Annotated in this window: 16 protein-coding genes; 3 read left to right on the top strand and 13 right to left on the bottom strand. The window is 60.0% G+C overall.

Annotated elements, in window-relative coordinates; all coding sequences use genetic code 11:
- The first annotated feature begins 26 nt into the window (after positions 1–26).
- Together ACQY1L_RS05740 and ACQY1L_RS05735 are read left to right on the top strand one after the other, a co-directional pair.
- Entirely contained in the window at positions 27–1250 is a 1224-nt protein-coding gene (locus ACQY1L_RS05740) for a bifunctional 2-C-methyl-D-erythritol 4-phosphate cytidylyltransferase/2-C-methyl-D-erythritol 2,4-cyclodiphosphate synthase (RefSeq protein ID WP_430243256.1), read from the top strand.
- The gene (locus ACQY1L_RS05735) at positions 1247–1744 is read left to right on the top strand and encodes a CinA family protein (protein WP_192086376.1); all 498 of its coding nucleotides are present in this window, start codon (positions 1247–1249) and stop codon (positions 1742–1744) included. Before ACQY1L_RS05740 ends, ACQY1L_RS05735 begins: the two co-directional genes overlap by 4 nt.
- 11 nt (positions 1745–1755) lie before the next feature.
- Here the strand turns inward: ACQY1L_RS05735 and ACQY1L_RS05730 are convergent, their stop codons facing one another.
- Positions 1756–2208 carry a type II toxin-antitoxin system RatA family toxin gene (locus tag ACQY1L_RS05730; protein WP_062456381.1) on the bottom strand — a complete coding sequence of 151 codons (453 nt, stop codon included), beginning with the start codon at positions 2206–2208 and terminating at the stop codon, positions 1756–1758.
- Positions 2209–2513: 305 nt separating this feature from the next.
- On the opposite strand from ACQY1L_RS05730, the gene ACQY1L_RS05725 reads away from it, so the two are divergent.
- A complete protein-coding gene (locus tag ACQY1L_RS05725; RefSeq protein ID WP_062456378.1) occupies positions 2514–2711 on the top strand; it encodes a hypothetical protein in 198 nt (65 codons plus the stop codon).
- A 27-nt stretch (positions 2712–2738) separates the two neighbouring features.
- Here ACQY1L_RS05725 and lipA read toward each other — a convergent pair whose 3' ends face one another.
- The 12 genes from lipA to ACQY1L_RS05665 form a co-directional block, all read right to left on the bottom strand.
- Positions 2739–3728: a lipoyl synthase gene (gene lipA, locus ACQY1L_RS05720; protein WP_430243253.1), complete on the bottom strand. Its 990-nt coding sequence runs from the start codon at positions 3726–3728 to the stop codon at positions 2739–2741.
- 37 nt (positions 3729–3765) lie between these two features.
- Positions 3766–4011, bottom strand: a complete 246-nt coding sequence (locus ACQY1L_RS05715) for a GlsB/YeaQ/YmgE family stress response membrane protein (RefSeq protein WP_430243251.1) — start codon at positions 4009–4011, stop codon at positions 3766–3768.
- 70 nt (positions 4012–4081) lie between these two features.
- The gene (lpdA, locus tag ACQY1L_RS05710) at positions 4082–5545 is read right to left on the bottom strand and encodes a dihydrolipoyl dehydrogenase (RefSeq protein WP_113110629.1); all 1464 of its coding nucleotides are present in this window, start codon (positions 5543–5545) and stop codon (positions 4082–4084) included.
- 77 nt (positions 5546–5622) lie between these two features.
- Positions 5623–6261, bottom strand: a complete 639-nt coding sequence (locus ACQY1L_RS05705; RefSeq protein WP_113110630.1) for an SGNH/GDSL hydrolase family protein — start codon at positions 6259–6261, stop codon at positions 5623–5625.
- Positions 6262–6308: 47 nt separating this feature from the next.
- A complete protein-coding gene (locus ACQY1L_RS05700) occupies positions 6309–6551 on the bottom strand; it encodes a hypothetical protein (protein ID WP_062456364.1) in 243 nt (80 codons plus the stop codon).
- A 123-nt stretch (positions 6552–6674) separates the two neighbouring features.
- Positions 6675–8072: a pyruvate dehydrogenase complex dihydrolipoamide acetyltransferase gene (locus ACQY1L_RS05695; protein WP_430243249.1), complete on the bottom strand. Its 1398-nt coding sequence runs from the start codon at positions 8070–8072 to the stop codon at positions 6675–6677.
- Between the two features lies 1 nt (position 8073).
- Complete coding sequence (locus ACQY1L_RS05690; protein WP_062580997.1) at positions 8074–8367, bottom strand: hypothetical protein; 294 nt, start codon at positions 8365–8367, stop codon at positions 8074–8076.
- Positions 8368–8377: 10 nt separating this feature from the next.
- The gene (locus ACQY1L_RS05685; protein ID WP_113165432.1) at positions 8378–9817 is read right to left on the bottom strand and encodes a pyruvate dehydrogenase complex E1 component subunit beta; all 1440 of its coding nucleotides are present in this window, start codon (positions 9815–9817) and stop codon (positions 8378–8380) included.
- 19 nt (positions 9818–9836) lie between these two features.
- Entirely contained in the window at positions 9837–10895 is a 1059-nt protein-coding gene (gene pdhA, locus ACQY1L_RS05680) for a pyruvate dehydrogenase (acetyl-transferring) E1 component subunit alpha (RefSeq protein WP_192086369.1), read from the bottom strand.
- A 183-nt stretch (positions 10896–11078) separates the two neighbouring features.
- Positions 11079–11396 carry an FtsB family cell division protein gene (locus tag ACQY1L_RS05675; RefSeq protein WP_062581006.1) on the bottom strand — a complete coding sequence of 106 codons (318 nt, stop codon included), beginning with the start codon at positions 11394–11396 and terminating at the stop codon, positions 11079–11081.
- Between the two features lie 194 nt (positions 11397–11590).
- Entirely contained in the window at positions 11591–12610 is a 1020-nt protein-coding gene (gene ilvC / locus ACQY1L_RS05670; protein WP_062456348.1) for a ketol-acid reductoisomerase, read from the bottom strand.
- Positions 12611–12649: 39 nt separating this feature from the next.
- On the bottom strand, positions 12650–13300 hold the full coding sequence (locus ACQY1L_RS05665; RefSeq protein ID WP_062581008.1) for a TetR/AcrR family transcriptional regulator: 651 nt from the start codon (positions 13298–13300) through the stop codon (positions 12650–12652).
- Positions 13301–13395: the final 95 nt, after the last annotated feature.

Below are 13395 nucleotides of genomic sequence, written 5' to 3'. Positions count from 1 at the left end.
AACCTCCCACCAATTTCCGAGGGCTCATGGACGGCGAGATCTTCAAGATAGGCATCGTCATCGTGGCCGCTGGCCGCGGAGAGCGTGCGGGTGCGCCGGGAGACGGGCCGAAGCAATATCGCCGCATCGGTGGCCTGCCGGTCATTCATCATACGCTGCAGAAATTTCTGACCTGGCCAAAGAGCGGTCCGATCGTCGTCGTCATCCATCCGGAAGACGAGGCGCTCTATGCGGCTTCCACGGAGGGACTTGGCGGAGCCGAGAACATCATCGTCACCTTCGGCGGCGATACAAGGCAGCGCTCCGTCTACGAGGGCCTGCGGGCGATTGCGGCAACGGAGGCGACCCACGTGATGATCCATGACGCGGCCCGCCCTTTCGTCGACCACGCACTGCTGGATCGCATTGCAGAGGGCTTTGCCGCGGGCAATGACGGAATCTTGCCGGCGATGGCGGTGACCGATACGCTGAAGCGTGGCGGATCGGACGGGCTGGTGCACGAAACGGTTTCGCGGGCGGGGCTCTATGCGGCCCAGACACCGCAGAGCTTCCGTCTCTCGGAAATCCGCACCGCGCATGAAAAGGCCGCAGCCCTTCGCCACGACGACTTCACCGACGATGCCTCGATCGCCGAATGGGCGGGCCTTGCCGTGACGATTGTGGAAGGCTCCGTCGACAATATCAAACTGACGCTGAAGCGGGATATCGATATGGCTGACGAAAAACTCACGCAGGGCAACCCTGCCCCACACTATCTGCCGGATGTTCGCACCGGCAATGGCTACGACGTCCACCAGCTCGTGTCCGGCGACGGCGTGACGCTGTGCGGGATCTTCATTCCCCACGATCAGAAGCTGAGCGGCCATTCGGATGCCGACGTGGCGCTGCATGCCCTCACCGACGCGCTGCTCGCCACCTGCGGCGCCGGCGACATCGGCGACCACTTTCCGCCGTCCGACATGCAGTGGAAGGGCGCGGCCTCGAGGATCTTTCTTGAGCACGCTGCGAAGATCGTGCGCGAACACGGCGGCACCATCATGAATGCCGATGTGTCGCTGATCGCGGAAGCCCCCAAGATCGGTCCGCATCGTCAGGAAATGCGCGAAAAGCTCGCCGAAATCCTCGGCATCTCGCTCGACCGCTGCTCGGTCAAGGCGACGACCAACGAGAAGATCGGATTTGTCGGCCGTGGCGAGGGGATCGCGGCGATTGCCACAGCCACCGTCGTGTTCGGCTCGGTGAAGGCATGAGCCTGTTTCCGGACGATATCGAGGCACAGGCCCGCCGCATCATCGAGACGCTTTCAAAGCGCAAGCTGATGGTCTCGACGGCAGAATCCTGCACAGGCGGCCTGATCGCCGGAGCGCTGACCGAGATCGCCGGGTCGTCGGCGGTCGTTGATCGCGGCTTTGTCACTTATACCAATGACGCGAAGACAGACATGCTGGGAGTGCCCTCGTCGGTGCTTGCAACACACGGCGCCGTCTCAAGGGAAACTGCCCTGTTGATGGCAACTGGCGCCCTGTTCCGCTCCCGCGCCGATCTCGCTGTTGCCGTAACAGGCATAGCAGGCCCCGGCGGCGGCTCGGCCGAAAAGCCAGTCGGGCTGGTCCATCTCGCAGCGCGCGGCCGGACCGGGAAGATCCTGCACCGGGAGATGCGCTATGGCGACATCGGCCGAACCGAGATCCGGCTTGCGACCGTCAGGACTGCGCTGGAGATGCTGCTGGAGGCGGCGGACTGAACTGACCCCAATTAGGCGTAGATCTTGTCCGCGCGTGCTTCGAACGCTTCGGCAAACATGCGGAAGGCGCGGTCGAACATCGAGCCCATCAGAGCGCCGAGAATCATGCTCTTGAATTCGTAGTCGATAAAGAAGGCAACGGTGCAACCGTCGGAACCGTCCGTCGCCGGCTCGAACCGCCAGCGATTATCGAGATACTTGAACGGACCTTCGATATATTTGACATCGATCGCCTGCTCCGCCGGATGCAGCAGGACCTGGGTCGTAAAAGTTTCACGGATCGCCTTGTAGCCGACGGTCATGTCGGCAAGCAGCAACTCCTTGCCATCACGTTCCTTGCGGGAACGGATCGACAGCGCTTCACAAAGCGGCAGGAATTCCGGATATTTCTCGATGTCGGCGACCAGCGCGTACATCTTCTCGGGACTATGCTTGACGGGGCGGCGTATTTCGAACTTGGGCATGTCGTGGAGTTAATCGCGCACAGGCAGAAGATCAAGAAGCTGACGCATGTGTCGGTGCGATTTCAACATCAGGCGCGCCCAAATCCTGCGCTCTCGCTGTCGTCCAAAAAAATGGCCCTGCCCTCTGGCGGGTTGCTGCTTCAAGGCATATCTGGGACGTCGCCGCTCGGCTCGATAACGGGACGCCCGAAGATTAAATAATTTTAATGTCTCAGCAATGAAGTTGTAATGATCCGCGGGATCAATCCTGCGTATAACGCTTCACGGGAGATGACTGGCTTTTACCTGTCGGAAAGACGCATTCCATGGATGACTTCACACAAATGATCAAGCTGCTCGAATCCGCCAAGCAACTGGCCGATATGAACCAGCTCCCCATGCTCGCCTATTTTGTGGAAATGGCGAAAGCCGAGACACGCGGACATCGTACGACGCTGCGCGAGCGCCGCCGCGGGCAGGACAAGAACCAGGATAAGATCGAGAAGGTTCAAGCGGCCGAGTGATCGGCCGCCAGACCGCAGAAGTGCGGATTACACCGCTGCTGCGAGCAGCTTGCGGGCGCGATTGGCGCGCAGACGGGCGAAATCATCGCCTGCGTGATGCGACGATCGCGTCAGCGGGCTGGACGCCACCATCAGGAAGCCCTTCGTATAGGCCACAGTCTCGTAGGACTTGAACTCTTCCGGCGTCACGAAACTCATCACCGCATGATGCTTGCGGGTCGGCTGCAGATACTGGCCGATCGTCAGGAAGTCGACGTCGGCGGTCCGCAGGTCGTCCATCAGCTGCAGCACTTCGTTGCGCTCTTCGCCGAGGCCGACCATGATGCCCGACTTGGTAAACATCGTCGGATCCAGTTCCTTCACCCGCTGCAGCAGACGAACCGAGTGGAAATACCGCGCACCGGGGCGAACCGTCAGGTAGTTGCCAGGAACCGTCTCCATATTGTGGTTGAAGACGTCGGGCTTTGCCGCAACGACGCGCTCGAGAGCGCCCGGCTTCTTGAGGAAGTCCGGCGTCAGGATCTCGATCGTCGTCAACGGTGACGCTGCACGGATTGCCCAGATCACCTTTTCGAAATGCTCCGCACCGCCATCGGCCAGATCGTCACGATCGACCGAGGTGATGACGACGTGGCTGAGGCCCATCTCCTTGACGGCCTTTGCGACGTTTTCAGGCTCTGACAGGTCGAGCGCGTTCGGCTTTCCTGTCGAGACGTTGCAGAACGCGCAGGCGCGCGTGCAGATCTCGCCCATGATCATGAACGTGGCGTGCTTCTTGTCCCAGCACTCGCCGATGTTGGGGCAACCCGCTTCTTCACAAACAGTGACGAGCTTGTGCTCCTTCACGATCGAGCGGGTTTCCTGATAGCCCTTGGAAACCGGAGCCTTGACACGGATCCATTCCGGCTTGCGCAGCACTGCGGTATCGGGCCGATGCGCCTTTTCCGGATGGCGGACACGCTTCTCATCGCCCGTGGCCGGGGTGATGAGGTTTATCCTGTCGAGAATGGTGACCATAAATTACTGTCCTCAACCGCCTTGAATGCGGGTACCGTCAACGTCTGACGAGTTTTGCGACCAATAGCAAAATGCACGAGCCGACGAAACCCTGCACGAGGTAACCCAGCCAACCGCTGGCGACATGGATGTTGGCAGAATCGAAGATCGCATTGGCGAGCACCGCGCCGACAATGCCGATCACGATATTCATGAAGATGCCGAAGCGCATATCCATCAGCTTGCCGGCAAGCCAGCCTGCCAGGCCTCCGATGATGATTGCTGCAAACCAGCCCACGCCCATGTCTTACTCCGTTCAAACCTCTTCAGCAGATATGGGCGGCGATCCGCCCATATGCAATCGGCGCTGAGACTTAAGCGTTCAGGACGCGACCATAGGCATCGAGAACGCTTTCCTTCATCGATTCCGAAATCGTCGGATGCGGGAAGATCGTGTGCATCAGGTCTTCCTCTGTCGTCTCGAGGTTCATCGCGACGACGAAGCCCTGGATGAGTTCGGTCACTTCCGCCCCGACCATATGTGCACCGATGAGCTCGCCTGTCTTCTTGTCGAAGATCGTCTTGACCATGCCCTGGTCCTCGCCGAGGGCCACGGCCTTGCCGTTGGCCGCAAACGAGAAGCGGCCGACGCGGATCTCGCGGCCCTGCTCCTTGGCTTTCGCTTCCGTCAGACCAACCGACGCGACCTGCGGATTGCAATAGGTGCAGCCCGGGATCTTGCTCTTGTCCATGGCGTGGACGTTGGGCAGACCGGCGATCTTCTCGATGCAGACGACGGCTTCATGCTCGGCCTTGTGCGCCAGCAGCGGACCGCCGGCGACATCGCCGATCGCGTAGATACCCTCGACATTGGTCTTGCCGTAGCCGTCGATGACGATGAAGCCACGGTCGGTCTTCACGCCGACAGCCTCAAGGCCGATATTCTCGATATTGGCCTGCACGCCGACAGCCGAGATCATCCGGTCTGCGGTAATCTTCTCCGACGTGCCGTCCTTCTTCTCGATCGTGGCAGTAATCGAGTTTGCACCCTTCTCGACCTTCGCGACCTTGGCTTCGAGGTGGATCTTGATGCCCTGCTTGTCGAACTGCTTCTTGGCGAAGGCCGAGATCTCGGCATCCTCGACCGGCATGACCTGGCTCATGATTTCGACCACGGTCACGTCGACGCCCATGGTGCGATAGAACGACGCGAACTCGATGCCGATTGCGCCAGATCCCATGACGAGCAGCGACTTCGGCAACTCTTCAGGCTTCATCGCTTCGAAATAGGTCCAGATCAGCTTGCCATCCGGCTCGATACCCGGCAGCGCACGCGGGCGGGCGCCGGTGGCGACGATGACGTGCTTGGCGGTGTAGGTGCCCTCGCCCAGCGTGTTCTTGGGCACCGGACCCTGCGGCTGGACGATCTCCTTGGTGATCTTGCCGACGACGATTTCGGCCATCTGCGAACCGGATGCCGCCTTGGTGACCTTGGCTTCACCCCAGATGATATCGATCTTGTTCTTCTTGAACAGGAAGCCGACGCCGCTGTTCATGCGGTTGGCAATGCCGCGCGACCGCGCAACGACCGCCTTGACGTCGGGCGTGATAGTGCCTTCCAGCGTCAGGCCGTAATCCTTGGCATGCTGCGCGGTGTGCAGCACGTCGGCGGTCCGAAGCAGCGCCTTGGTCGGGATGCAGCCCCAGTTGGAGCAGATGCCGGCCAGATGCTCGCGCTCGACGACGGCAACCTTCATGCCCAGCTGGGATGCACGGATCGCGGCGATATAACCGCCCGGACCGGCGCCGATAACGATGAGATCGTAGGACTGAGCCATTGTTTCCTGCCTTTGTCTTTTCAAGTCTGTGTCTGCGGCGACCATCGATACGCGGCCTGCCGATGTGAATTCTTGGGTCAGATGCCGAGCATCATCCGGACGATCGGCTCAAGCCCACGGCCGATGGCGCGGGTATCTTCAGCGGTCAGGTGCACACCATCGAGCGGGCTGGTCTTTGCGACCGATCCTGCATCGAAGAAGCCGCACCCGAGCTCGTCGGCGAGATCGCGGTAAAGGGAGGCCAGCATCGACGACTGCTCGATCCCGCCCTGGAACATCGCCGAAAAGATCGGATCCCCGGTCTCGCAAAGTGGTGGCGGCGAAACGATCAGCACGTCAGGTGCATCATAGTCGAACGACCATTCGTGGTGCCGGATCAAAGCGACCAGCCGCTGGATGCCGGCCCGCGCCGCATGCGCCGTGCCGGCGATGACAGGCTTCATATCGTTGGTGCCGAGCATGATGACGACCAGATCAAGCGGCATGTGGGTGTGGAGGACGGTCGGAAAATTTCTGACGCCGTTGCGATCGCAATCGGCGAGATGGTCGTCGTAGCCGGTGGTGCGCCCGTTCAGGCCCTCGGCAATCACCGTGACCTCGTCTCCGAGTGCGGCGCCGAGCACGCTCGTCCAGCGATCCTCGAACGCATGCCGGCCGGGACCGACGGGGTCGTATCCCCAGGTGAGACTGTCGCCAAAGCAGAGAACGGTTTTCATAGTGTCCATACGCCCAGTCATTCCCTGCCGACCTGTCTCTGTCGAGCTCAGGTCCCCTTCATCAGCGTCTCGACCTTGCTTTCCAACTCGGATATCCGCTCCTCGAAGTCACCAGTCATGAACTTCGAGAGCATCGTATCGGCGGTCAGCGCATTGCGAATACTCTTCTGGCCGATCTCAAGCTTGTGCAATTGCTGTTTCACGGCACCGAGTTCACCGCGTATCTCATGCATTTCACCGCGTATTTCACGCAGCATCGGCATGATCATGTCCACCGGTTCGTTCGCCATCGACGTGCTCCTGAGCGGACCGTATTCCGCTCCATCAAATATGGTGGAGCAGCTTACAAATGTCACGCATCAAGCGCATTCACCGATGGGAACGGCCGCGACTTAGGCCGCGGCCGAGATTTCTTAAACCAGCATGCCCATCGGGCTTTCGATGTAGCGCTTGAAGGCCGAGGCAAGCTCTGCGCCGAGCGCGCCGTCGATGACGCGGTGGTCGAAGGCGAACGTTGCCGTCATCACCGTGCCGACTTCGAGTTTGCCGCCACGAACGATCGGCTTTTCGACACCGGCGCCAATGGAGACGATCGAGGCCTGCGGCAGGTTGATGATCGACGTGAAGTTGGAGACACCGAACATGCCGAGGTTTGACACCGACGTGGTGCCGCCCTGGTATTCTTCCGGCTTCAGCTTCTTGTCGCGGGCCCGCTTGGCAAGGTCCTTGACCTCGTTGGAGATGACCGAAAGCGTCTTCGTCTCGGCCTTGCGGACGATCGGAGTGATCAGACCATCCGGGATCGACACGGCGACGCCGACATCCGCATGCTTGTGCAGGACGCGGGCAGAAGACGTCCAGGAGGCGTTTGCCATGGGAACATCCCGCAGCGCCAGCGCCATCGCCTTGATGATGAAGTCATTGACGGAAAGCTTGAAGGCCGGAACCTCACCCTTTTCCGTCTTCTTCACCGGCGCGGACGCATTGATCTCGGCGCGCAGCTTGAGCATCGCATCGAGTTCGCAATCCATCGAAACGAAATACGACGGAACCGTCTGGGTCGACTCGGTCAGGCGCGAGGCAATCGTCTTGCGCATGCCGTCATGCGGCAGAAGCTCGTACGAGCCTTCCGCAAACAGCTTCATGATGTTGTCGTCCGACGGACCCTTTGCCATTGGCGCGGCTGGAACCTGAGCGGCACCGGCAGTTGCCGGCGTTGCAGCAGAAGAAGCAGGCTTTGCACCGCCGGAAGCGGCTGCCTTCTCGATATCGGCCTTGACGACACGGCCATGTGGGCCGGTGCCGGTAACGCCGGTGAGATCGAGACCGGCTTCCTTGGCCATACGACGGGCGAGCGGCGACGAAAACACACGCTTGCCGTCTTCTGCCTTCGGAGCAGGCGTCGACGGTGCCGGAGCGGCATCCGTCAGCGGCTTGTTGGAACTGGCTTCGGACTTCGGCGCTTCGGACGCCTTCTCCGCAGGAGCGGCTTCAGCCTTCGGAGCATCTGCCTTCGGGGCTTCAGCCTTCGGAGCCTCGCCGCCGGAAGCGGCAGCCGAAACATCTTCGCCGTCGACCGCAAGGATGGCGATCAGGGCGTTGACCTTGACGCCTTCGGTGCCGGCCGGAACCACCAGCTTGGCGACAACGCCTTCGTCGACGGCTTCGACTTCCATCGTTGCCTTGTCGGTCTCGATTTCGGCGATCACGTCGCCGGACTTGACCGTATCGCCTTCCTTGACCAGCCACTTGGCGAGGTTGCCCTCCTCCATGGTCGGCGACAGGGCAGGCATGGTGATGTTGATAGGCATGTTAATCCTCCGCCCACACAAGTTCAAACTGGGCAAGTTCGTCAGGATGTTCCGTCAGCCGGGTGACATCTTCAGGCGTCACTTCGATGTAACCGGCAACGTCTTCAAGCCAGCCGTCGACGGCACCAATCACGCCAATCTCTTCGCGCGGCACACCGACGATCACCTCGGTGTCTTCAGTCTTGACCAAGGCCCAGAACACAATTCTTTCAAAGACCGGGTTGTTCTTGGTGCCGATCACTCGGAACCAAGAACCGGAAACCGGCAGAATCTGCTTCACAGAAGATTTCGGCATGACCGGTCCCTTACTTGTAGCAGACGGTCTTCACCGCCTGAACGACTTCACCGACATTCGGCAGCGCCAGCTTTTCAAGGTTGGCGGCGTAAGGCATCGGCACGTCCTTGCCAGCGATCGTCAGGATCGGCGCATCGAGATAGTCGAAGGCCTGCTGCATGACGCGGGTGGCGATTTCGGTACCGACCGACGACTGCGGATAGCCTTCCTCGACGGTGACCAGACGACCGGTCTTCTTCACCGATTCGATCACAGTCGGCAGGTCCATCGGACGGATGGTGCGAAGATCGATCAGTTCGACATCGATGCCGTCCTTCTCGAGTTCGGCAACCGCCTTCGTGGCATAGGCCATGCCGATACCGAAGGAGACGACTGTCACGTCCTTGCCGGTCTTGTGGATACGCGCCTTGCCGATCGGCAGAACGAAATCGTCCAGCTTCGGCACTTCGAACTGCTGTCCGTAGAGGATCTCGTTTTCCAGGAAGATGACCGGGTTCGGATCGCGAATCGCAGCCTTCAGAAGACCCTTCGCGTCGGCAGCAGTATACGGCATGACGACCTTGAGGCCCGGGATCTGGCTGTACCAGGCAGCGTAATCCTGGCTGTGCTGTGCGCCAACGCGGGCAGCAGCACCGTTCGGTCCACGGAACACGATCGGCGCACCCATCTGGCCGCCGGACATGTAAAGCGTCTTGGCAGCCGAGTTGATGATGTGGTCGATCGCCTGCATGGCGAAGTTGAACGTCATGAACTCGACGATCGGCTTCAGGCCCGCCATAGCGGCACCAACGCCGACGCCGGCAAAGCCGTGTTCGGTGATCGGCGTATCGACGACGCGACGCGCGCCGAATTCCTGCAGCAGGCCTTGCGTGATCTTGTAGGCGCCCTGGTATTCGGCGACTTCCTCACCCATCACGAACACATCGCCATCGCGACGCATTTCTTCGGCCATGGCATCGCGAAGTGCTTCGCGAACCGTGGTCATCACCATCTCGGTGCCGGCCGGAATGTCCGGATCGGCAGCAATTTCGATCTTCGGCTGGGCCGGTACCTTGGCGTCAGCAGGTGTCTCGTCCTTGGCTTCGCGTGCCTTGCCGCCGGCAGCATCGGAGGTCGCCGCCGGAGTGTCGGCATCGGCCTTCGGAGCATCCGCCTGGGGCGCACTTTCCTGTGCAGGCTTGTCAGCCTTCATGTCGTCGGCGGTTTCGCCTTCGGCAAGCAGGATTGCGATCTTGGTGTTGACCTTGACGTTTTCGGTGCCGGCCTCGATCAGCAGCTTGCCGATCACGCCTTCATCGACAGCTTCCACTTCCATGGTCGCCTTGTCGGTCTCGATTTCGGCGATCACGTCGCCGGAGGTGACCTTGTCACCCTCTTTTTTCAGCCACTTGCTGAGCGTGCCTTCTTCCATCGTGGGAGAAAGCGCGGGCATCAGGATATCGATTGGCATTGAGGTTCCCTCCCCGCGATCAGAGCAGAATGTCGGTGTAGAGCTCGGATACATCCGGCTCCGGATCGTTCTGGGCAAAATCTGCAGAATCCGAGACCACGTCACGGATATCCTTGTCGATCGTCTTCAGTTCGTCCTCGGTCGCCCAGCCGCCGTCGAGGATGCGCAGACGCACCTGTTCGATCGGGTCCTGCTCGGAGCGCATCTTCTGCACTTCTTCCTTGGAACGATACTTTGCCGGGTCGGACATCGAGTGACCACGGTAGCGGTAGGTCAGCATTTCGAGAATGATCGGACCCTTGCCGGAACGGCAATGCGCGAGCGCCTCGTCGCCGGCGGCCTTGACGGCGCGCACATCCATACCATCCACCTGGATGCCGGGAATGCCGAAGCCGGAGCCACGCAACGAATAGTTCGACTGCGCCGTCGCACGGGCAGTCGATGTGCCCATCGCATAACGGTTGTTCTCGACGATATAGACGATCGGGAGCTTCCAGAGAGCAGCCATGTTGAAGCTCTCGTAGACCTGACCCTGGTTGGCAGCGCCATCGCCGAAATAGGCAACCGATACGCTGTCATTGCCGCGATAGGCATTGGCGAAAGCAAGACCGGTGCCGAGAGACACCTGCGCGCCGACGATGCCGTGGCCGCCGTAGAATTGCTTTTCCTTGGAGAACATGTGCATCGAGCCGCCCTTCCCCTTGGAATAGCCGCCGCGACGCCCCGTCAGTTCCGCCATCACACCACGGGCACTCATGCCGGTTGCCAGCATATGGCCGTGGTCACGATAGGCGGTGATGACCTGATCGCCCTCTTTCTGCGCCATCTGCATGCCGACGACGACAGCTTCCTGGCCGATATAGAGGTGACAGAAACCACCGATGAAGCCCATGCCGTAAAGCTGGCCGGCCTTTTCCTCGAAGCGGCGGATGAGCAGCATTTCGCGATACGCGTGCAGCTCGTCATCCTTGCCGAAGTCCGACATATTCTTGCCGGTAAAATCCTTTGAAACGTTCTGGGTTGCAGACTTTGCCGCCGTTTTGCGGCCGGACGTAGACGCGGTTTTAGCTTGCGCCATCGATCCCTCCCTGTGTGCTGCTCTTTATAAAGGGGACATCATGTCAAAATGACGCACCCTGGTTTCGGAGCGTAACATAGGGAAGAAAGCACGGACCAGCAATGCCATAATTGCATGGCTCACATCCAAATTAAATCACTGATATCGTTGCTGAATTGTGAAATTAACCAGCTTTTGGTTAATTTAGAAGTAGTTGTTGAAGATCACGATCTCGTCGCGCTTGGAGACGTTGAGCTGGTAGCGGGCAATCTCGTCGAGCATGTCCTTCTCGAGAGACCCGTCGCTCATCAGTTGGACCTGACGCTCCAACGCCTTGCGACCGTCGGTCAGCCTTGTCAGTTCGGCAACCCGCTCGATCCGCCGCTTCTCGAATTTCTCCGTCGCGATCAGCCCGAGTTCGCCATGCACGGAATGATATCCGAAATAGGAAACGAATGCGATCGTGATGGCCGGCAGGACGAAACGACCGAATTTTCTTTTCTTGTGATGCTTGGTCCACATGCTCACGAGACGCCCACCCAATACGCTAAACTGGATCAGGATCGATCCGAACTGCGAGAGAGAATCGCAGAACTTGCTTAAGCAATGGTTGACCGGGGAGCCTCGACCGGCGACTTCACCCGCTCGACGTCACCCAGAAATGCGAAAGGCCGGAGCTTTTGGCTCCGGCCTCCGTTTCAATCTGCAACAATCGCTTAGTTGACGGCCTTGTCAACCAGCTTGTTCTTGCCGATCCAGGGCATCATGGCGCGAAGCTTGGTGCCGACTTCCTCGATCTGGTGCTTGTCGTTCATGCGGCGAATGCCCTTGAAGCGGGCGCCACCGGCACGGTATTCCTGCATCCAGTCGGACGTGAACTTGCCAGTCTGGATATCGGTCAGAACCCGCTTCATCTCGGCCTTTGTCTCGGCGGTGATGATGCGCGGACCGGTGACGTACTCGCCCCACTCGGCCGTGTTGGAGATCGAGTAGTTCATGTTGGCGATACCGCCTTCATAGATCAGGTCGACGATCAGCTTCACTTCGTGCAGGCACTCGAAATAGGCCATCTCCGGCGCGTAGCCGCCTTCGACCAGCGTTTCGAAACCGGCGCGGATGAGCTCGACGAGACCGCCGCAGAGAACAGCCTGTTCGCCGAACAGATCGGTCTCGCACTCTTCCTTGAACGTGGTCTCGATAATGCCGGACCGGCCGCCGCCAACGCCACAAGCGTAGGAGAGAGCGATCTCAAGCGCATTGCCGGACGCGTTCTGGTCGATGGCAACGAGGCAAGGAACGCCGCCGCCCTTCTGGTATTCGCCACGAACCGTATGGCCCGGGCCCTTTGGTGCGATCATGACGACGTCGACGGAAGCCTTCGGCTCGATCAGGCCGAAATGGACGTTGAGGCCGTGGGCGAAAGCGATGGCAGCGCCGTCGCGAATGTTGCCGGCGATGTCGGCCTTGTAGATGTCTGCCTGCAGCTCGTCGGGAGCCGCCATCATCATCAGATCTGCCCAGGCGGCAGCTTCGGCAACGGTCATGACCTTAAAGCCATCGGCTTCGGCCTTCTTGACGGTCGGCGAATCGGCACGCAGGGCGATGACGACATTGCTGGCACCACTGTCCTTCAGGTTCAGCGCGTGGGCGCGACCCTGCGAACCGTAACCGATGATGGCAACCTTCTTGGACTTGATGAGATTGAGATCAGCATCCCGATCGTAATAAACGCGCATCGTATGTTCCTTCCCTATGAACGTAACTGTTGTTGATGATTAGCGGGCCGCGGAGGTGCGTGACACCTCCAGCGGCTGTTTCTCGGTGCGATACAGCGACAGAAAGGCATCGATGGCTCTTTCCGCCTGACGTGCAGTATCCTTCAGCCCGGGTTCGCCGAGCAGCATGCGGACATGCAGGTCGGAGACGATCAGGCCGTAAAGCGTATGATAGGCGGCATCCGCGTTGTCGAACCGCAGGAGCCCTACCCGTTTGCCCGCATCGATCAGCGCCATGGCGCGACGATCGATCTGGCGACGGCCATGCTCGACCAGCAGCTTGCCGAGCTTGGATCCGTTCGGCCCGGCACCCGGTCCCGACTGGCCGATCGCCAGCCGGTTGAGCGCCAGCGACACATCGCCGGATAAAACCTCCAGCAGATCGCGTGCAAAAAGTTCGAGATGATCCCGCAAAAGCTCGGCACTCAGCCGCTCGCCGGACCGCTCGAACGTGCGGACCTTGGCGGCCTGATGGGCGATCATCGCGGCCAGCAGGCCTTCGCGGTCGCCGAACCACTTGTAGAGGCTTTCCTTCGAGCAGCTTGCAGCGCGTGCAAGCCCGGATGTGGTGAGTGCTTTCTCACCGCCTTCGACGAGCAGACGCAGCGCCTGCTCCAGAACCTCGTTCTGGCGCGGCGAAAAGTCGGGCATGTCTGCGGTTTCGGTTCTCACGGCTCACCTCTGAAGTACCGTACGGTACGGTTCTGCCGGTATAAATGATTTCACATGTCCGTCAAGTTCTTCTG

It is taken from the genome of Neorhizobium sp. DAR64862/K0K3 (assembly GCF_050500185.1).
Lineage (GTDB): Bacteria > Pseudomonadota > Alphaproteobacteria > Rhizobiales > Rhizobiaceae > Neorhizobium > Neorhizobium soli.
Note: the sequence above shows the minus strand (reverse complement) of the source record. Positions and strands in the feature narration are given on the sequence as shown.